The following is a 20,443-nucleotide window of genomic DNA, read 5'->3' as shown; positions in this document are numbered from 1 at the left end:
CAAAATGGTTTGGAAAACAGCAGTTGATTGGGAGCATGGACTTTTTCTACAACCACAACATTTTCAGTGTTCTGAGCTGCATCAACAGTTTCTATTAAACCAGCTGATGCTGAATGTCACGCCTTATTTCTGGGGATTTGCCCAGTTAAAATTAAATCATCAAGCTCTGAAAAATGGCCGTTTTGAAGTCGATAAAATGGCCTTGTTTCTTCCTGGCGGTGAATATGTTGAAATAGATTCCAATGCGGTTTTTTTACCACGCTCATTTTTAAAGGATTGGCCTGCCAACTCTGACTCAATGAAGGTATATGTGGGCGTAAAAGATTTATCCTTGTCCAAGAAAAATGTGACATCCGTTAACCAACTGGAGGACTTAACAGGTGTAACCACGCGATATATCAGTTATGCCTCGGGTGTGGAAACCGCTGATTTCTATCATCAGGAATCTCAGGCACAACTAAAAACGCTGCAGTTTGTCGTTAAACTGTTCTGGGAATTTGAACTTGAAAACACCCATAATTACACCTTGATACAAATTGCTGAACTGAAGCGAATTGATAATGAGATTAAAAATAACCCTGTCTACATTCCCTCCTGTGTCAATATCGCCGCTGCGGAGAATTTGTTTATTGGAATGCGAGCGCTGCTTGAAAATTTGATGGGGGTCTGCAGCCAGCTTGAAAAGTTTAAATTGCCGATTGACTGGTATGCCAGTCACATTGACAAGGCCAATTTCGGGCGGTTATTCTCCTTACGCTCCCTTCTCCGGAGCGTCCCGGTATTAAAGCAATATGTAAAAACGGGTAATGTACATCCCTGGCATTTATTTACCCTGCTTGAAACAATCGCCTGTGAGTTAAGTTATTTTAGTACCGAGGTAAATTTGTTTAGTAGTAGCGAACAAAATACTACTATATTACCGGATTATAATCACCAGAATCTGACAACATGTTTTGCAGCGGTAAGAGCTCTTCTACAGAAATTAATTATCACCATTGTTGCTGATCCAGGCCGCATTCATAGAATGATTAAGGAGCATAATTACTACTATGCAGACCTGGGGCCCTATTTTATAAGGCCGGAGAGAAGGTATTATCTGGTCATATATGCGGAAAATAATCAGGAAGAAGTTGCCAGTATTGTCAAAGACTCCAGCAAACTGTGTGCATATTCAGATATTGTCACTTATATTGAATATGCCTTACCCGGTGTTCCAATTTCAAAATTAAGTGCTGCACCAGAAGGTATCCCTCGCGGCGCAAGCTGTCTGTACTACAAAATTGATAACCAATCGTCGATGTGGTTGAAAATTGAACGTGAATTGAAAGTGGCCTTATATATGGGTAAGGCTCCAATTGATGTCGTCATAGATATTGTTGCTGTGGGAGCATAAATTGAATCTTCAATCCTTATTTTATGATTTGTTCCATTATGTGAGCGAATTGAAAGACAGCGAATTTTCAACGGTAAGCTTTAGTGAATTCAGAGAAGAAGTGCTTATTCGTATCAAAGAAATCCGAAATCGCAGCGGCTCACTGGATAAAGACCAGGTGAATACTGCATTATTTGCTGTGATCGCCTGGATTGATGAACTCGTGCAAAATTCTATGTGGGAAGGAAAAAAAGAATGGCAGCACCGTTTTTTGCAAACTGAGTTTTTCAATACGACGGATGCGGGAAAAGAATTCTTTATTTATTTATCCAAAATTCCACCAAAACAGGTTGATCTTTTCCGTATTTTTTATCGCTGTCTTAGTCTGGGCTTCAGAGGAGAATACCATAGTCCTTTGGACAAACCGGACTTAATCAAATATAAAGCATACGCATTGGAACATATCACACCCGATCATGCAATGGTTGACAATGTGGAGCACTTCATCGCTTTTCCTGATGCCTATGAATGCAAGGTTGGTGGAGGTATGCAAATGGGACGATCGGCCTGGAAACGCTGGCTACTATGGCTAATACCCATTCCCGTCTTATTATTGATTTATTTCTTTTTCTATTTTGTTATCAACAACACTGTTGATAATTATTTACAAATGATTAAATAACCGAGAGATTAAATGAGGTTAATCGGGCAAACAATTTTCTGGATGGTCACGCTGCTAGTCTTCGGTTTCCTATCGACGCTTCTGGTAGTAGGCCATGATTTTCCAATCTGGATGGGACCGCTGATTTTTGTCGGAATATCGTTGGTTTTTTACCTTCTGACTTCAATGAGTTATGGTTTGGAGAAATGGTGGAGAAACCGCAAAAATGAAAAACAGAAAGCCGTAGGTGAAAAGGTGGAGACTGGCGGATTAAGCCTGACTCTGCAAAACGCGGTTAACTACATTCATCAAAATTCAGTGGCTGGAGGAGTGAAGCGTTTTTGGCATATGCCCTGGGTTCTGTTTTTTGGTAGCCCTAAAGCCTCGCAAATGAATGTGTTCAAACTCCATACACATTTCAGTGTTGGAGATACTGATGATATCGAACTGCAAAGAAATAAAGCAGTAGTCCTGGAAGATTATGTTATCTGGTATGTTGATGACACTTTACTTCAGACCAACACTCCCAGAAAGATAGAACGGCAATGGCAATCTTTTCTTGAAACAATACGAAAGGGTAAAAAGAAACAACCAGCGGTCCAGCAAATTGTAGTTGAAATCCCCGCTTCTCTTTTAACAGGTGGTAATAAAGGCGAGTTATCATTTTATGCTCGTTCTCTAAGAGACCGAATTAATCAGGTCAGCAATATAACAGGATATCGTCAACAAGTTCTCTTCATTATTACAGAGTGTCAGCATTTGGAAGGTTTTGACTCCTATGTACAGATTATTCCTGAAAATATGCTGAATCAGGCGATGGGATATGTGGTAGATGATCCCATGCGCAATTCGTCGTCCAGCAAACCTATCCAATATTTAAGTGAGCGCGCACAAGATGTAATTGATATCATCCTGTTTAACCGCGAGAAATCATTTGACTCGAAAGCATACCGCTTTCCTTTGTCTATTGGCGATCTGAAAGAGCAATATACGGTCTTTAGTGAAATATTTTTTTCAGCCACCTCCTACAGTGAGTCCCCGGTGTTACTGGGTGTTTACATGACAGGAACGATTTTCAATAAGGGAATGGAAGACCAGGCCTTTGCCTACGATTTGATTGACAAGATACAGACTCGACTCATGTGTCCGATGATGCCATTGAAAAGTGAAATGGCTAGACAGCAAAGACGTGAATACATAAAACTTGGACTTTGGTATTTGGCGTGTTTTGGATTAGCGGGCTATTTATATTATGTTTACACACAAACTTCCAAGCGGTTGCTTGATTTAGTTCAGTTGTTACCAGCGGAGGAAGTTTATGGAACCAGTCTTGAGGCAAATCTGGTTGAATTCAATGAGTTTCATATTTTAATGAATGCTGTAGATCGGTTTAAAAATCAATGGCAAATAAAAATCCTTCCCTATAGGGGGGGACTGGACAGGCTGTATGATTTTTTTGCTGATCTCTATGTTACACAATTCAAATCACATGCGTTAGATATTCTGGATGCCAAGATTCTGAGCTTACTGCGACAGGGTGATGCAGTTTCAGATCGCGAGAAAGCGTATCTGGTACAAAACATGGTAACCCGGGTAAATACAGTTCAGGCTAAAATGGGTGGCTCTGATCGGCAGGCATTGATGAGTATGCCTAATCCAGAAATACGGTATTTAGGTTATAACAACATTTCTGAAGACATACAAAATGCGTTTGGCGTATTGTATAAAGATTATATTTATTGGAACTCTAATACTGAGGGATTGCGACTTGAATCGATTAAGTTATTACGCTGGCTTGAGGATTCTCGTTATCTGAATTCAAATCTGCATTGGCTGGTGGAATGGGGTAATACACGTCCTGGAGCTTACAGCATTGGTCTTAATGATTTCTGGCCGGGCAGTATTAGCATACGGGAGTATGATATTCAACCTGCCTTCACCATTCAGGGTGATCTGGCAATTCAGCAATTGCTGGAGCAAATTGAATATGCACTGCCTGTTTATATTGACATTTCTCGTCAGGAAAGTAATTTCAAAGTCTGGTACGAAGAAAATCGCGTTAATAAATGGGAACAGTTTTCCTTTGATTTTTCAAAAGGGCAGAGGACCCTGGCTTATCAGTTTGAATGGGATCAAACCTTCGATAATATGATGACTCCCAATGGGGTTTATTTCAGTTTGATGGACCGTATTAACAATGAATTTTCTCATAAATTGTCCATTAAAAATCCGCGATGGATTGAGATGATTCATCAATTTGCGGGCTTGCTGAATTACCAATATGAAAGCACTGAAGGTGTACAACTTAAAGAGCTGTCCAACACTCTGGCAAAATGGGGTGAAGTACTTAATGCGCGGCCTTCGCAAATCAATCAGCCTGTGCAAACAATGAAAACAACTCAGACCATTAAGCCAGTGCCCAATGATGCCTCGCCTGATGAAATTAAAGCAGTCAGTAACAAGTTGAGTTTTGACAATCAGGTTGATGCTGCCAAAGCATTCCTGACCTACCGCGGCTTATTGAGAAAATTGTATGCCAAACCTTTTGTTCAATCGGTTAAAGCCTATGCAAGTGCCAAGAGTTTATATGAAAGCCAATCGAGTCTGAGCAGAGATACTTCCAATGTAATTCAAGCCTATCAGGCATTACTCGGTATACGTCGCACTCTGGACCATTATGATCAACTGGATGAAACCAATGCGTTCTGGGTATTGATGCGTGGCCCCCTGGATTTCTATATTGATTATACAAATCGTTATGCCTCTTGTTATATTCAGCAAAAATGGCTGGATGAAGTCTATTTGCGAACAGCCACAATTGAAGGGGAAGACTTAAATGATCTGCTATTTGGTAAAGCCGGTGTAGTGTATGCCTTCCATGAAAAATACACTAAACCGTTTATTAAGCAGGTAGGCAACAACTTCGTCCCCATTTATGTATTAAAACACAAGTTTCCTCTCTCCACTGAGTATTACCAATTCCTGAAGTCAGGATTAAATCTCGATACGGGTGATAACAGCCTGGTTAAAATCAAGAAAGAGCTGGATGCTAAACTGCCCACCGATATTACCATCAGAGCCAAACCAGTTAATTTACAGCTGGGATCAACCGCTTTGCCTTATAAAACAGTACTGAATGTCAAATGCAATGATGATATGGTTTCACTGGAAAACTTCAACTATCCATCCCAAAGAACAATTCGCAAATGGACTTTGGAGTCTTGTGGGCCGGTTGAAATCGATATTTATTTTCCTGCGGCAACCTTAACTATTCAGTACGCCGGTAATGACGGTTTTCTTAGATTTTTGCAGGATTATAGTAAAGGCATTGTAACTTATCCTGTAAGTTTATTTCCGGATCAAGCGAAATATTTGAGGGCTAATCGAATCAATGCAATACATGTTTACTACAGTTTAAGCGGAGCAGACGACGTCACCTGGCAAATTGGACAATATTTGGCCGCCCTGAAACAAATCAAGGTTGATAAAGTGAAGTTGGATCAAGTGGTGAAAGTCCCGCGTGTGATTACTGATTGTTGGGAACAAGAGTCATAATATGCTTGAACTTGATCAAATCGCTGGATTAGTCGCCAAGCCTATCACAGATAGTGAACCCGCCGGGGCAAACTGTCAGGACGATGACAAATACATCAGCCTGCGTAATGAAATGCAAAAACTATCCCGTGCAGGTCAGTCCAGTGGCATTGAGTGGAATACTGTCAGCAACAATTCACTTTATTTGCTGATTGAAAAATCCAAGGATTTTCAGGTTGCATGTTATCTTGCCTATGCTCTTTTTCATCAGTATCAATATCCAGGCCTGAAAATTGGAGCGAATGTTCTGACCAATATGCTGGAACGATATTGGGATAGCTCTCATCCTCAGGACCGACCTCGTGTTAAGGTTAATTTCTTAAACTGGTATGCTTCCCAGTGTTTTAATTATATTCAATATATCAAGCCTGTCGACAACGTTAAGGATATTCAGCAATCTGTCAAGTATTTTAACAAAATCAGAGACTTTCTCAGCGAGCGGGAACTTGAGTTTGAGGCGTTCAACAATCTGATATCTACGCTGAATGAGTACCTTCGCCAATTGGATTTTAAAATGGTTGAACCTCAAAAAGAGGAAAAACCTGTCAAGTTGGAAGATAGCGTCAAAACCATTCAGCAAGATGAGAGTTTGCCGCTTGAGCAAGGCTTTCTGGCCTTGACTCGGGGAGCCCGCGATTTGATGAAAGCGGATTTGACCCTCCCTTATCCCTATTATTTAAACCGGCTCGCTGCCTGGGGTAGCATTGCCGTGCTGCCAGATATGGAAGACGGAGTAACCAGCATTTCACCCCCCGATTTTTTTAGTGTAAAAAGAATTAATACGATTCAGGACGGAAATGATCCTCTCGAAGTTTTAAGATTGGTTGAAGAAATTATTCCCGATGAGCCATTCTGGCTTGATCTGCAAATTCTCAGTCTCGATATGTTGAAAAAGCTCGGCGAACGTTACGAAGAGGCATTCGCTGTGGTTAAACGCGAATTTATTCAGTTTCTCCAGCGTTTTCCTGGCATTGAGAAATTAAAGTTCAATAATAACAGTGCCTTTCTAAGTGATTGGGCGCAAGATCAGCTAAACGAATTAAGGACAACAAGTTCAATGAGTTTTACTGATCGAATGAGTCATCTGTCATCTGCTGAACAACAGCAAATTGATGACATTAAAACTCTTTGTAAAGCATTCAGTAGAAAAAATATAGAACTTGAAATTGTCCAGCTGGAACAGATAAACAAGCAAGCGGTTTCCGAGCGTGTACGGTTGACTGCTTATATGGCGATCTGCGAAGAGTTACTGAAAGCAGGAAATCGAACAATCATCAGGCCTTATTTATTATTCATTCTTGAGATTATTGATAAACATCAGCTGGGAACCTGGGATTCTGTTTTAACACTGGATGCCTTGAGTCTGGTGTATCGGGGAATGAAGACTATAAGAAATAAAATCAGTGATGATTTATTTGAACAGGTTATTGATAGAGTCGCTCGAATTGATTCAAAAATGGTATTGGAATTAAGTAAACTTTAAAGAGTGCAATGCAAATATTACGTGATCCAGCTCATACATTAATCCCTGTTTTTTATCGTCGTGATAATAAAGATAAGCTGGCTGTTACTCTGATGGCCATGTTCTCCTTCAGCCAACCCAAAGTATTCCTGAGCTTTCAGGAGTTCTGGACCATTGCTAAAAAGAATTTTTCAGACAATGAAATGCTTGATTTCTATCTTCCAAAGCTTAGGGCCGAGTATTTTGTGAAGGGTAGTTGTTTTGCCTATAATCCTGAGACACGTCGATCTGAAGTAGAAGTGATTCTGGACTCGCTTGAAAAGAAGTTACTAGTTTTTGGTGATCGCTACTGGATTATCAATGGCTTGGTAAAACAAGCTTCACAACCCGCTGTATTTCAAACCATGCCCTTATCCTATGAAAATGCATTTGGGGGAGAAGGCAACATTTATAACCCCCGCGGGAAAGGCGACAGGAGTTCCAGTAACTCTGAACAGTCCAATGAATTACCCAATATAGAATTGCCTGATACCCAGTTTATAGATGAGACAGACAAGCCTTTACCGGCTTTGCTTCTACCGTATTCACCTGATTCTCAGGCCAATAATTCAAAGCTGGGAACTTTTGATCGGGAATGGTATGAAAATGAAAGGCCATTTTATCCCAAAAATATTGACTGGACTTATTTTAATCGTGCGCTTCCTGATCAACAACGTGATGGGTATTTTAAAGGGGATGAAAGCTTCAGCATTAAAAATATGCACCCAGGAAAAAAATTGCTGACTGGCAATTTGCCCGGTATGCGTACCCGCTGTTTTTATCAAGATCAGAATCCAGAGGCAAAACTTGAGGAAGTCTCTCTTAATCTTGATACTGTATGGTTTATACCAGAGTTTGAAAAGGGGATTTTAATATGGCATGGACAGATTGATTTGATTCAGGGTAAAAAGCCAGCTTTCCTTCACAGTGTTCATGAAGCGCTCGATGAACCAAAAAAAACACTTGCTTATTATTCCAAGCGTTTAAAAAACCCGACTGGTGCACTCCCTCTTCCTGCTTCTTCGCCTCGGGAGAAAAGCCCTCCACGACAAGATGTTGCTGATGATCTCGCTGAACAGCTGAAGAAGATACGGATTCAAAAAGACGAGGATCCCGAATCAGCGAAGCTTCGCGTGAAGCTAGCTACTCTACTGGATGGATTATCGCCACAAGCAAAAATTACTGCGGCAAAAGCTTTTTCCAAACAAACGATTAACCATTTAAAATTGAATGAGTCGCAGCCATCTCCTCAGGCGACCAAACAATTATTTACCTATATATCCAAATATAAAGAAGAGATTGCTAATGGGAACCACTCCAGCAAGGAGAAACAGAAACTGCTGGATGAAGCGGTTATATTGGAAAAACGGCTTGGCATGTTAGATTCCACTGGAAAAATGGCGCAATACCGTTTTGAAACAGCCAGCCCCTCAGTGTACACGCGAGATGATGTTATCAGGGCTTATCAGGAAAAGACGGATCTTAAATATGAAAATCTGGCTGGTATTGACTTGTCTGACCTGGATTTGTCAGGGATTGATTTAACCGGCTGTAATTTGAGCCATTGTTTGCTTGTCAATACCAAATTAAATAAGGCTAAACTTGAGCAGGCCACTTTAATACGTACCCGGCTGGATCAAACAGATTTGCTGGGCGCCAATCTTACTGCTGCCTATGTTAAAGATTGCTCATTATGTAATGTTGAAGCGAAGCTTGCGAATTTTTCAAAAGCTGAGTTGGCTGATTGCGAGCTTAAAAACTGTAATTTCACACAAGCCATTTTTTATTATACAAAAATTAACAAATCCAGCTTTGGACAGTGTAAATTAACCTGCTTAAACGCTGAGGGTTTGATAATGAATGACTGCTCCCTAAAAACCTGCAATTTGAATCAATCCATTCTGAAATACAGCCATTTAGAATGCTGTGTGTTTGACCATGCCGAACTATCAGAAGCTGATTGGGCTTATACAGATTGTCGACATAGCCGATTTGAAGGTATCAGCATCAATCGACTGAAAGCCAAATTAATGGTGATGAGAGATTGTAAATTGAGTAATTGTCTCTTCGATTATTGCGAATTAACCTCTTTTGAACTGACCAATTCTCATTTCGAGAAAAGCAGATTTTTACATTGCGATTTGGAGAAGGCAACATTTGCTGGCTCCACAATAATAAATTGCCGAATTGCCCACTCAAATATGAAAAACTGGCGTACCAATACAGAAACAATAATTAGTAAAACCAAATTCATTAATACAGATCTAAAAAAGGCAGCTTTACTAGGCGGCCATTTTGAAAATATTTCCTGGTCAGCCTGTAGTATGGAAACCATGCATGTCACTGATACTATTTGGCTTAACTCAGAACTCACACAATGTAACGCCCGGAAAATACGAGTTTCAGGCAGTGAAATGAAGAGGGTTGATTTTAAAAATACCAATTTGCTTCAGGCAACTTTTGATCAAACCCGTTTTATTGAGTCCGAATTTAATCGTTCTAATTTATATGGAACTACCTTTAATAGTTGCACATTAATTGACACTCAAAAACAGCATTGTCTTGAACAGCAAAGTTATTTTGACAAAATAGAAGGCTAGCAATGGATTTAGCTCAGTTAAAGAACGCATTGTCAGAACGAAAAGTAATTGAAGAACAGACCTTTGATGGTACTTTAATTAAGGAACTGGATATATTCAGACCCATCTTTTTAAACAGTCATTTCAAGAAATGTGTTTTTAAAAATATAAAATTCAAGGCTGCTATTTTTGAGAATTGCCGCTTTGATGAGGTGTATTTCGAGAAAGTCGAGATGACTATCAATACATTCACTGCCTGCACATTCAACAAGGTCCATATTGTACATAGTGATTGGAAAAGTGCCGTATTTAACCAGAACAAGATTGATGGACTAATTATCAGTGATTCCAATCTTGCGCTAAGTGATTTCAAGGCAGAGGTATTGGAGAACTGTCAATTCCTTAATAGTGATTTAAGTCAAAGCAGTTTTTCACAATGCCGATTAATTGCTGTACAAATGCAAAATATACAATGGTCGCGCTCAACAGCAACTGAGGCGTCGTTTGAACGTGGAAATTTTTTAAAGGTCGATATGACTGCCTGTAACTTTACCGGTAGCAGACTTTCCGGTGTACATTTTAAACAATGCAATTTTTTTCACTGCTTACTGATTAAAGCGAAAATTGATAAAGTCGCTTTCCAGGATCCTGCGGATATCAGGCATATCAATTGCCTGCAAGCGACACTTAACCAGCTCTCACTGGAGAAATTAACTTTTTATGCTGCTGTTTTTCAGGAAGCGAAACTAACCGCTGTGGATTTTAGCCAGGCCCAATTAAATACCGCTAATTTTATCAGTGCGACAATAGACGATTGTCTTTTTAATCGCTGCCAATTAAACAATGCTAACTTTGAATCTGCAATTATTAAGGACTGTGATTTTCAGCACAGTTCCTTAAACGCTGCCAGGTTTAATTATAGTCAGCTTAGTCATTGCGATTTTTCACAATCGGAAATGAACAGCGCATCCTTACATGACACCAGAGAGCATCAGGTGAACTGGAATATTAAAAGCGGTGAGTATATGAAAAAAACCGATCCGGATTTATTGAGAGCAGAACAGTGGAGCACATGATTTAAGGTTTATGAATAAGATCAAAACGTCTCCCTTCCATGACTTCGAGGAGCGGAGAGTTACTGAGAGGACTGGATTCTTTTATTTTATATCGGCATAAATCCGGACGAGGAGAGCACTATGTTAAAAGAAAATGAAATAATGCGATTGGCCGGTACCGGCGGATGTTATCCCGCTACGATAAAATTTATCGAAGGCGATAATTTTCATTTAAAATTTTCATTTAGCAACTCCACCATTAAAGCCAAAAAAGCGTTTTCCTGCCTGTTGGAGCCCTTGGCTGATGATGAAATCATGGCTTATCTGGGGGAGGAAGAGGTTTATGTTTTAGCGATTTTGAATCGAAGAAGTGAAAATCATGCATGCATCAATATGCAGCATGGGCTTGAAGTTAATGCATCTTCAATTGGTTTAAATTCCACTGAGTTGGCAATAAATTCTGAAAAAGCCCGCCTGAATTTGCAACACAGCCGCCTTGAGGGACAAGAATGCAGTTTTCATTTTGAAAGGTTGAAATTCATTGCCAAAACCATTGAAAAAATCTGCGACACCTTGAATCTGCAGACTATTCGCCTGTTCCAATGGGTAGAGGATTTGGAGCATCAGGTGTTGGGGCGTTTACGAAGCAGGGTAAAAAAGAACTATCGACTGGATTGCGGCGAACTGACAATCATCACAGAAGACGACGCAAAAATAAAAGCCAGGCAAATTCATTTGGGGTAAATAATATGACTATGGCATGTATGTGGGGCGGTTCGGTTACAACAACGGGAAACACGGATGTTTGCCTCGTTCCGCCTGAGATTCCAACACCATTTCCTAACATTGCGACCTGGTTAAACAGTATAGGTTTCGTTCCGGAAATATTGATCTTGATGGCGCCCAGTTGCAATATCCTTACCTCTATCAGTATCTCAACGGGTGATGAGCCTGGCAAAGAGGGCGGAGTAAAGTCAGGAACCACACAGGGAGTGTTTCAGCCACTCACAGGTCTGCCGAATGTGTTACTCAATGGATTGCCTGCCTGCAATGTTGGGATAACGAATGGTACGTCAAATACAACCAACACCACATCTATTTATACCATTCCATCACAAACTGTAGTAGTTGCGGCCTAGGTCAGACGTCAACTTGGAAGAAGGTCCTTCTCTCTTTTGTTGGGAAAGGTTAGGGCATTGCCATTAAGTTAAGATCAACTGTAGATTAAACTGTCATCCCCGCGAAAGGGGATCCATCACTGAGCTAGCTACAATGCCGACTGAGGAATGGATTCCCGCCTTTCGCGGGAATAACGTAATTACTTAACTTAATGGCAGTGAGGGGTAGGATCGATTAGGCAAAACTTATTAAAGATTAATCACAGGGCTCTATAAGTTTCTTTTTCGCCGAGCGATAACGCTCTGCCTTTTCAATATCAATATAGCGATCGGTTGTTGCACTTGAACTGTGACCGGCATCGTCTCGCACATGTTCCCGCGGCCGAGTTTTAACGTCTTCGGAAATGCCGGTGTGACGAAGCCAATGCACGGTGGCCGCTCCTAAACCATCAGCCTCTTCTATAAAATGATCGCGGCGCAGCTTTTCAGCAGCGAGATCAAAGCAAGTCTGGACGAGACGACGGAGGGGGGCAGTGTCGGTCATAGGACCATTACCGCGTATTTTGGGGATCAGAGGCGTGTTATCGGCGGGAGTGGGGAGATTGCTTAAACCTAAAAAGCGCCTCCAGCGGCTCAGACTATCCAGCATTGCATCACTTACCGCCACCTGACGCTCTTTGTTACCCTTTCCGATGGTTGTGAACCACCAGAATCCATTACTATCCTTGCTGAAATCATTCATGCTGGGAACCCAGCGATCACTTGCGGCAAGCTCTGAAATACGCAAATACATTCCAAAAAGCATGCTTAGAATAAAGCGAGTGCGTTCATGTTTTTCAGGATTATCTGCGGCTAAAGACTCGGCAGCATCCAGCACCGCCTGCCACTGCAAGAGGCTAAGTCTTCTAACCGGCGCATTTTGCTGCCTTTTGCGGATAAATTTGCTTTTCTGGCGGATTAAGGCAACTGGATTGGAAAACAGGTATTCTTCTGCAATTAAGAAATTAAATAAAGTACTTAAAATTGCGAAAATTTCCTGAATAGCACCCTGAGATAATGAGAACTGATTGATAGCAGGCTCATATCCCTGTTTGCGAGCCAGCTTACTGACAGTTGCTACAAATGGACGCCATTCGTTATTGGGCTCTCGTTTACCTTCTTTTTCAATGAATCGAGGAACTTTTTTCAGACTAATCCAGCTTGCAGGAGGATGCTGGCAAAATCGTATAAAGGCTTCAATGTCTTCACGTTTTAATTGCGGCAAGCGGCAATCTCTGACTAACCAGCACCACTGCAAAAGACGCTCGGCTTCTCTCCGATAACTATTAAATGTGCCCACGCTGCCGCAATAACTTCTTAAAAAACTTAATACATGGATGAAATCGGCATAACAGTCTGGAGAAGGCAGTATGACGTGATCTGAATTCTTACTTAATTGATCCAGGCTATCGAACAGCGGCAACAACAGTTTTTTCATGACTTAAACCCGAAAGCATTCCTGATTTATGTTAACTTAGCGTCAGTCGGCTGGCAATTTGAATTTATGAGTTATCATTACCTGGTTATCAGGAATGAGCGCGGGATCTAAAAATGATCTATATATTTTAATTAAAGACAGTTTGGGTTGAATTAGTTCACTTAATCTATGGATTTTTCAATCAATAAAAAATTAGTTCTCGAATATATTGACCTTAGGAAAAGCAAGCGGTATTATCTGCGCTCTGTCCTAGGACGGGTTTGCGGGGTGTAGCGCAGTCTGGTAGCGCGTCTGCTTTGGGAGCAGAATGTCGGGGGTTCGAATCCCTCCACCCCGACCAATATATTTGCGCCCGTAGCTCATCTGGATAGAGCATCGGCCTTCTAAGCCGAGGGTAGCAGGTTCGAATCCTGCCGGGCGTGCCAGCCTTTGTGCAGTATTCCGATATGGTGAGCGTAGCTCAGTTGGTAGAGCCCCGGGTTGTGATCCCGGTTGTCGTGGGTTCGAGTCCCATCGTTCACCCCATTTAAAACATCAATGAGTCTGAGTTGGTTAAGTAGATTATGCTGAAAAACGGCTATAATATATAGTCGAAACAATTTTTTGGCTATATTCAGAATCCAAAGTCTAAAGATTCGCATCTCGAGTCTTTACAACCAAGTCATACTGTTCGATAATTCCACCCTGTTTTGCGAAAGTGGCGGAACTGGTAGACGCGCTGGATTTAGGTTCCAGTGGGGTAACCCGTGAGAGTTCGAGTCTCTCCTTTCGCACCATTACATGACAAAAATATCCAAGAGGTGACTAGATGCAAATTTCTGTTGAAGCCCTGAACGGTCTGGAGCGTAAGATTACCGTTAGCGTACCTACCGAAAAGGTTGAAGATGAGGTCAAATCGCGTTTGCGTGATCTTGCACGTAAAGCCAAAGTTGCCGGTTTTCGACCAGGAAAAGTCCCTATGGATGTAGTCAAGAGCCGCTTCTCAAAGGGTGTTCGTGAAGAAGTTGCCCGTGAGATGGTGCAATCAACTCTATATGAAGCCTTGAAAAACAATGAGTTGGTTCCAGCCGGTTCTCCCTATGTTGAGCCAGAAGAGCTCGAAGAAGGTAAAGACTTTAAATTCACCGCAACTTTTGAAGTATTCCCTGAAATTAAAATTACTGAGCTGAACGGCCAGGAAATTGAAATTATCAAGTCAGTGATCAGTGATGCTGATGTTGATGAAATGATTAGCAAGTTACGGGATCAAAACAAAGTTTGGAAAGATGTTTCTCGTGCTGCTGCAGAGGGAGACAAAGTCAGTATCGATTTCAAAGGCTTCATTGATGATCAGCCTTTTGAAGGCGGCAGTGCTGAGAAATATGAAATTGTTCTTGGTTCCGGTTCTATGATTCCTGGTTTTGAACAAGGAATTATCGGCGGCGAAATTGGCAAATCCTTTGATATTAAGGTTGCCTTCCCTGAAGACTACGGCCACAAAGAATTAGCCGGCAAAGATGCCGTATTCCAAATCACCATCCATAATGTGTGGGAAGGTGAACAGCCTGCACTGGACGATGCTTTTGCTGAAAAGTTTGGCATTAAGGAAGGCGGTGTCGACGCACTCAAAAAAGACATTCGGGAAAATATGACCCGTGAGCTGGAGCGTCGCGTCAGCGCTACCAATCGCGAGCGTATTTTCAATCAATTGATGTCTGTTAATAGCTTCGATTTACCTGCAGCTCTGATTGATCAGGAAATCGAACATCTTAAACATGATATGTATCATCGCCTTTTTGGGCATGCGCATCATGAGAATGAAAAGATTCCTGACTTTCCCAGAGAGTTATTTGAAGAGCAAGCCAAACGCCGAGTTCATTTGGGTCTGTTATTCTCAGAATACGTCAAGGCACATGAATTAAAAGCGGATAAAGATCGTGTTGATGCGATGATTGAAAAATTTGCCAGTGCTTATGAGAACCCGGACGAGTTACGTAACTGGTACCGAAATAGCAAGGAACGTACTGCTGAGGTTGAAGCCCTTGTTATGGAAGAAATGGTTGCAGAAAAAATCAGTGAAAACGCTAAACTCATCGAAAAATCAATGAGCTACGATGAAGTCATGAATCCCAAAAAGGAAAACACAGAGAAAGGAGAGTGATAAATGGCAGGTCATCCCGATAACCTGATTAGAAATGCCAGCGGCCTGGTTCCAATGGTTATTGAGCAAACGTCAAGAGGAGAGCGCTCCTATGATATTTACTCAAGACTTTTGAAAGATCGCATTATTTTTCTATTAGGTGAAGTTGAAGACCATATGGCTAACCTGGTAGTGGCGCAGCTCCTCTTTCTTGAATCAGAGAACCCGGATAAAGATATTTATCTGTATATCAATTCGCCTGGAGGCGTTGTTACAGCTGGCTTGGCAATTTATGACACGATGCAGTTTATTAAACCGGATGTAAGCACTCTCTGTATTGGCCAGGCTGCCAGTGCAGCTGCTTTGTTGCTTTGTGCCGGCGCTGACGGTAAGCGCTTCTGCTTGCCCAATTCCAGGGTAATGATACATCAGCCCTTAGGCGGATACCGTGGTCAGGCGACTGATATCGAAATCCATGCCCGTGAAACGCTGGCTGTACGTGAGCGTTTGAACAGCATCATGGCAAAGCATACCGGCAAAACGCCTGATCAAATCATGCGTGATACGGAAAGGGATAACTTCATGAGTGCGTCTCAAGCCAAAGAATATGGATTAATAGACAAAGTGCTTTACGATCGTAATGCATTTACAACTGCAGAATAATTCAGAGCTCAGGACTCTTGACTCAATGGCCTCTTAAAAAGAGGCCATTATCCACTTGGCTTATTTTTATTGATTGTCTAAAATTTTACTAGGTTCTGTCAATTATCATGTCACAGGCGAAGTTGAGGATAGTCATGCGGAGCACTATACAGGATATAGATAAGAGAGTTTGGCAGCAAAAATTGTTTTTGAGGTCAATTCCAATAAATTTAAAATTGCATTCCTTATGAGGAATCGGCACGAGAGGGTTTGTTGATGAGTAAAACCGGTAAAGGTGATGGTGAAAAAGTTTTATATTGCTCATTTTGCGGCAAAAGCCAGCATGAGGTAAAAAAATTAATCGCAGGTCCTTCGGTTTTTGTATGCGATGAATGCGTTGAATTGTGTAACGATATCATTCGTGAAGAAACGCAGGAGACAATTGAGGATACCGAAACCCATTTGCCGACACCAAAGGAAATTTCAAAGTTTCTTGATGAATATGTCATAGGACAGCCTCATGCAAAAAAGGTGCTGTCTGTTGCTGTATATAATCACTACAAGCGCTTGCAGCACAAGCCACAGGATGGTGTTGAGCTGGGTAAAAGTAATATTCTGCTGATAGGCCCGACAGGCAGCGGCAAAACCTTGCTTGCTCAAACACTTGCCCGATTACTTAATGTTCCATTCACCATCGCAGATGCTACTACTTTGACTGAAGCAGGCTATGTAGGTGAAGATGTTGAGAATATTATCCAGAAGTTATTGCAAAAATGCGATTATGACGTGGATAAAGCCCAGCAAGGTATAGTTTACATTGATGAAATCGATAAAATTTCCCGTAAATCAGATAATCCATCGATCACCCGGGATGTCTCTGGCGAAGGGGTACAGCAAGCACTGCTTAAGCTGATTGAAGGTACAATCGCTTCAGTACCACCGCAGGGTGGACGCAAACATCCGCAACAGGAATTTTTGCAGGTTGATACGTCCAACATATTGTTCATTTGCGGAGGCGCCTTCGCTGGCCTGGAAAAAGTAATTCGCGATCGAAGCGATAAATCCGGTATCGGCTTTGCCGCGCAGCTCAAAAACTCCAAGGATAGCAAAGTCAATGAGAAAATACTGGATGGGCTTGAGTCAGAAGATTTAGTGAAGTATGGATTAATACCAGAGTTCGTTGGCCGTCTTCCTGTAGTAACAACACTGCATGAACTGGATGAAGATGCCCTGGTTGATATCCTGACTCGTCCAAAGAATGCTTTAACCAAGCAATTTCAAGCTCTGTTCAAAATGGAGTCAGTTGAGCTTGAATTTCGTGATGACGCCTTACGGCAAATCGCTAAAAAAGCATTGGAGCGAAAAATTGGTGCTCGTGGTTTAAGAACGATCCTTGAAAATCTTCTTTTAGACACCATGTATGAATTACCGTCACTCGAGGGAATCAAAAAGGTTGTTGTAGACGAGAGTGTAGTCGGCAACACTAATAAACCGCTTATGATTTTTGAAGAGAGAGACGATAAGCACTCTGCTGCTGGTGGGGGAGATTAATTCCTGAGTATGGAGTTGGCAAACGCCAGCTTCATACTTGTCAATTAAGCAGGTTGATGGCATGGTTCATGCTTCAACTTCCTTAATCAATTAAGAACCAGGCGGGTAAATACGACCTGATGTTTCAAAAGCTATCTGCTAGCCTGCATAGAATGTTAGTATTAGATTCAGAAGATTTAAATTGTATTTTCCAGCGGTTTGCAAATTCTGCAGCCAAGGGAATAAACGGATTGTAGTCTGAATAAGGGCTTATTATGTCAAGTGAAAACGAACTGATGCCATCCCCGGAGAATGATGAGTTCTCTTTTCTGCCAGTCCTGCCTCTTAGAGATGTCGTAGTGTATCCCCATATGGTGATTCCATTATTTGTCGGGCGGGAGAAATCAATCAAGGCACTGGAAGCTGCAATGGTTGATAACAAACAGATTTTTCTGGTTGCCCAGCGCAAATCATCCAACGATGACCCGTCGCCAGCTGATGTTTACAACATTGGTACCGTTGCGAGTGTCTTACAGCTTCTCAAACTACCTGATGGAACTGTGAAAGTTCTCGTAGAAGGCGAGAAACGTTCACGTGTCAAAGAATATAAGCAAGAACAGGGTTTTCTTGAAGCCCGACTTGAAGAGGTTGAAGAAGTTGTTGGAGAAATTGATCCCCAGGAAATTGAAATATTAATGCGCTCATTGATGTCACAATTCGAGCAGTATATTAAGTTAAATAAAAAAATACCGCCTGAAGTACTCAGTTCTCTGGCTGGTATTGAAGAGCCAGGCCGCCTGGCAGACACCATTGCTGCTCATCTAACCCTAAAAGTTGATGATAAACAGGAACTTTTAGAAACATTAGAGATTGGCACACGCCTTGAGCGCTTGATGGGGGCAATCGAAGGTGAGATCGATTTGCTGCAGGTTGAGAAACGAGTTCGCGGCCGCGTGAAACGCCAGATGGAAAAAAGCCAAAGAGAGTATTATCTCAATGAGCAGATGAAGGCGATTCAAAAAGAATTAGGTGAAATGGGCGAGGAAGGAAGCGAAATAGAGCAGCTTGAAAACTCTATCAAGAAAGCCGGAATGCCCAAAGAAGCCAAAGAAAAATCCTTATCGGAATTGCACAAGTTAAAAATGATGTCGCCTATGTCGGCTGAGGCTACAGTCATTCGCAACTATCTCGACTGGATGCTAAGCGTTCCCTGGAAACGTAAAAATAAAATTCAATTCGACCTGCGCAAAGCTGAAAACTTATTGAATAAAGAACATTATGGTCTTGAGAAGGTTAAAGAGCGCATCATTGAATACCTGGCAGTACAGCAGCGGGTTAAACGAATGAAAGGACCTATTCTTTGTCTGGTTGGACCTCCGGGGGTTGGTAAAACTTCTCTTGGACAGTCGATAGCAAATGCGACAGGAAGAACATTCATCCGTATCGCCCTGGGAGGTGTTCGGGATGAAGCTGAAATCAGAGGGCATCGTCGCACCTATATAGGTTCCATGCCGGGAAAAATCATTCAGAAGCTATGTAAGGCAGGCGTCAAAAATCCACTTATTATGCTTGATGAAGTCGATAAAATGGCAATGGATTTTCGTGGTGATCCCGCTTCCGCCTTGCTGGAAGTGCTTGATCCAGAACAGAATCATACCTTTAGCGATCATTATCTGGAAGTGGATTATGATTTAAGTGATGTGATGTTTATCGCCACAGCTAACTCATTGGAAATACCAGCGCCTTTACTTGACCGGATGGAGGTGATTCGCCTAGCCGGTTATACCGAGGATGAAAAGATAAATATTGCTGAAACCTATCTTGTTCCCAAACAGACTATTCTTAATGGTCTTAAAGAAAGTGAGTTAACTATTAATGAAGGTGCAGTGCGCGAGATAATCCGTCACTATACTCGAGAAGCTGGGGTGCGTAATCTGGAGCGCGATATCGCCAGTATTTGCCGCAAGGTAGTTAAAGATATTCTCAGCAATAAGAAAACAAAAAAAATAACAGTTTCAAAAAACAATATTGAAAAATATCTTGGGGTTAAGAAGTTCCGTTATGGACTTGCTGAGGAGTTTGATCAGGTCGGACAGGTAACTGGCCTGGCCTGGACCAGTGTGGGCGGGGAACTGCTGACAATTGAAGCGTCTATGATGCCTGGTAAAGGAAAAACAACTCATACCGGTCAGTTGGGCGAGGTGATGCAGGAATCGATTCATGCTGCAATGACAGTAGTCAGAAGCAGGGCGAAATCGTTTGGCGTTCCCGATGACTTTTATGACAAGAATGACTTTCATGTGCATGTACCAGAAGGGGCTACTCCAAAAGATGGACCCAGCGCAGGTATTGGAATGTGTACGGCCCTGGTCTCGGTGGTTACTCATATTCCTGTCCGGGCTGATGTTGCTATGACCGGAGAGATTACCCTGCGGGGGCAGGTGCTTCCAATAGGCGGATTGAAAGAGAAGCTCCTGGCAGCTCATCGTGGGGGTATCAAGCATGTCATTATTCCTGAGGAAAATCGCAAGGATCTTGAAGAAATCCCTGATAATGTCCTGAAGAAGTTAAGCATTCATCCTGTGAAGACTATAGAGCAGGTTTTAGAGCTGGCATTGCAGCGTAGTCCTCTTGCTGCAGCACCAGATTCTGAGAATTCAGAAGCCAAAGATGTGGTTTCTGAAAAAACTGCAAAAAAAAATGAAAATAAGGATTTACATACCCATTAATACCGAGTATAGTTCACTCCGTTGTCCGCTACTGGCGGGCAACCCAAGGAAGTGACTGCTTGACTG

13 protein-coding genes and 4 tRNA genes are annotated in these 20,443 nt (G+C 41.9%); 16 read left to right on the top strand and 1 reads right to left on the bottom strand.

The genetic code is table 11. The features are described 5' to 3' along the window. Window positions 1-4 precede the first annotated feature (4 nt). The 8 genes from tssK (at window position 5) to E1O89_RS10300 (ending at window position 11,901) form a co-directional block, all read left to right on the top strand. A complete protein-coding gene (tssK, locus tag E1O89_RS10335; RefSeq protein ID WP_133140095.1) occupies window positions 5-1,393 on the top strand; it encodes a type VI secretion system baseplate subunit TssK in 1,389 nt (462 codons plus the stop codon). A 1-nt stretch (window position 1,394) separates the two neighbouring features. Further along, window positions 1,395-2,054 (top strand): DotU family type IV/VI secretion system protein, encoded by a 660-nt coding sequence (locus E1O89_RS10330; RefSeq protein ID WP_165483123.1) that lies wholly within the window; start codon window positions 1,395-1,397, stop codon window positions 2,052-2,054. Window positions 2,055-2,066: 12 nt separating this feature from the next. After that, window positions 2,067-5,588, top strand: coding sequence for a type VI secretion protein IcmF/TssM N-terminal domain-containing protein (locus tag E1O89_RS10325; RefSeq protein ID WP_133140093.1), 3,522 nt, complete (start codon window positions 2,067-2,069; stop codon window positions 5,586-5,588). A gap of 1 nt (window position 5,589) precedes the next feature. Then, complete coding sequence (locus tag E1O89_RS10320; protein ID WP_133140092.1) at window positions 5,590-7,110, top strand: TssA family type VI secretion system protein; 1,521 nt, start codon at window positions 5,590-5,592, stop codon at window positions 7,108-7,110. Between the two features lie 8 nt (window positions 7,111-7,118). Beyond that, window positions 7,119-9,728 carry a DUF2169 domain-containing protein gene (locus E1O89_RS10315; RefSeq protein WP_133140091.1) on the top strand — a complete coding sequence of 870 codons (2,610 nt, stop codon included), beginning with the start codon at window positions 7,119-7,121 and terminating at the stop codon, window positions 9,726-9,728. A gap of 2 nt (window positions 9,729-9,730) precedes the next feature. Beyond that, window positions 9,731-10,783 (top strand): pentapeptide repeat-containing protein, encoded by a 1,053-nt coding sequence (locus tag E1O89_RS10310; RefSeq protein WP_133140090.1) that lies wholly within the window; start codon window positions 9,731-9,733, stop codon window positions 10,781-10,783. Window positions 10,784-10,903: 120 nt separating this feature from the next. After that, on the top strand, window positions 10,904-11,506 hold the full coding sequence (locus tag E1O89_RS10305) for a DUF3540 domain-containing protein (RefSeq protein ID WP_133140089.1): 603 nt from the start codon (window positions 10,904-10,906) through the stop codon (window positions 11,504-11,506). A 5-nt stretch (window positions 11,507-11,511) separates the two neighbouring features. Beyond that, a complete protein-coding gene (locus E1O89_RS10300) occupies window positions 11,512-11,901 on the top strand; it encodes a PAAR-like domain-containing protein (RefSeq protein WP_133140088.1) in 390 nt (129 codons plus the stop codon). A 235-nt stretch (window positions 11,902-12,136) separates the two neighbouring features. On the opposite strand, the gene E1O89_RS10295 is transcribed toward E1O89_RS10300, so the two are convergent. After that, on the bottom strand, window positions 12,137-13,357 hold the full coding sequence (locus E1O89_RS10295) for a tyrosine-type recombinase/integrase (RefSeq protein ID WP_133140087.1): 1,221 nt from the start codon (window positions 13,355-13,357) through the stop codon (window positions 12,137-12,139). Between the two features lie 263 nt (window positions 13,358-13,620). Here E1O89_RS10295 and E1O89_RS10290 point away from each other — a divergent pair. The 8 genes from E1O89_RS10290 (at window position 13,621) to lon (ending at window position 20,377) form a co-directional block, all read left to right on the top strand. Further along, window positions 13,621-13,697, top strand: a tRNA-Pro gene (locus E1O89_RS10290). Between the two features lie 8 nt (window positions 13,698-13,705). Beyond that, window positions 13,706-13,782 (top strand) — tRNA-Arg (locus tag E1O89_RS10285). 24 nt (window positions 13,783-13,806) lie between these two features. Beyond that, window positions 13,807-13,882, top strand: a tRNA-His gene (locus E1O89_RS10280). Window positions 13,883-14,048: 166 nt separating this feature from the next. Then, a tRNA-Leu gene (locus E1O89_RS10275) sits at window positions 14,049-14,133 on the top strand. Window positions 14,134-14,165: 32 nt separating this feature from the next. After that, complete coding sequence (gene tig / locus E1O89_RS10270; protein WP_133140086.1) at window positions 14,166-15,497, top strand: trigger factor; 1,332 nt, start codon at window positions 14,166-14,168, stop codon at window positions 15,495-15,497. Window positions 15,498-15,500: 3 nt separating this feature from the next. After that, window positions 15,501-16,139: an ATP-dependent Clp endopeptidase proteolytic subunit ClpP gene (clpP, locus tag E1O89_RS10265; protein ID WP_058507666.1), complete on the top strand. Its 639-nt coding sequence runs from the start codon at window positions 15,501-15,503 to the stop codon at window positions 16,137-16,139. A gap of 255 nt (window positions 16,140-16,394) precedes the next feature. Further along, window positions 16,395-17,669, top strand: a complete 1,275-nt coding sequence (clpX, locus tag E1O89_RS10260; protein WP_133140085.1) for an ATP-dependent Clp protease ATP-binding subunit ClpX — start codon at window positions 16,395-16,397, stop codon at window positions 17,667-17,669. Between the two features lie 254 nt (window positions 17,670-17,923). Further along, window positions 17,924-20,377, top strand: coding sequence for an endopeptidase La (gene lon, locus E1O89_RS10255; protein WP_133140084.1), 2,454 nt, complete (start codon window positions 17,924-17,926; stop codon window positions 20,375-20,377). The last annotated feature ends 66 nt before the right edge of the window (window positions 20,378-20,443 follow it).

It is taken from the genome of Legionella genomosp. 1 (assembly GCF_900640215.1).
Lineage (GTDB): Bacteria > Pseudomonadota > Gammaproteobacteria > Legionellales > Legionellaceae > Legionella_C > Legionella_C quinlivanii_A.
This window is presented reverse-complemented; position numbering and strand designations above follow the sequence as displayed.

What these genes read in the sequence shown, in the direction of transcription:
- tssK (WP_133140095.1), top strand. Translation starts at nt 5, where the DNA reads ATGGTTTGGAAAACAGCAGTTGATTGGGAGCATGGACTTTTTCTACAA.
- E1O89_RS10325 (WP_133140093.1), top strand. Translation starts at nt 2,067, where the DNA reads ATGAGGTTAATCGGGCAAACAATTTTCTGGATGGTCACGCTGCTAGTC.
- E1O89_RS10320 (WP_133140092.1), top strand. Translation starts at nt 5,590, where the DNA reads ATGCTTGAACTTGATCAAATCGCTGGATTAGTCGCCAAGCCTATCACA.
- E1O89_RS10315 (WP_133140091.1), top strand. Translation starts at nt 7,119, where the DNA reads ATGCAAATATTACGTGATCCAGCTCATACATTAATCCCTGTTTTTTAT.
- E1O89_RS10310 (WP_133140090.1), top strand. Translation starts at nt 9,731, where the DNA reads ATGGATTTAGCTCAGTTAAAGAACGCATTGTCAGAACGAAAAGTAATT.
- E1O89_RS10305 (WP_133140089.1), top strand. Translation starts at nt 10,904, where the DNA reads ATGTTAAAAGAAAATGAAATAATGCGATTGGCCGGTACCGGCGGATGT.
- E1O89_RS10300 (WP_133140088.1), top strand. Translation starts at nt 11,512, where the DNA reads ATGACTATGGCATGTATGTGGGGCGGTTCGGTTACAACAACGGGAAAC.
- E1O89_RS10295 (WP_133140087.1), bottom strand. Translation starts at nt 13,357, where the DNA reads ATGAAAAAACTGTTGTTGCCGCTGTTCGATAGCCTGGATCAATTAAGT.
- tig (WP_133140086.1), top strand. Translation starts at nt 14,166, where the DNA reads ATGCAAATTTCTGTTGAAGCCCTGAACGGTCTGGAGCGTAAGATTACC.
- clpP (WP_058507666.1), top strand. Translation starts at nt 15,501, where the DNA reads ATGGCAGGTCATCCCGATAACCTGATTAGAAATGCCAGCGGCCTGGTT.
- clpX (WP_133140085.1), top strand. Translation starts at nt 16,395, where the DNA reads ATGAGTAAAACCGGTAAAGGTGATGGTGAAAAAGTTTTATATTGCTCA.
- lon (WP_133140084.1), top strand. Translation starts at nt 17,924, where the DNA reads ATGTCAAGTGAAAACGAACTGATGCCATCCCCGGAGAATGATGAGTTC.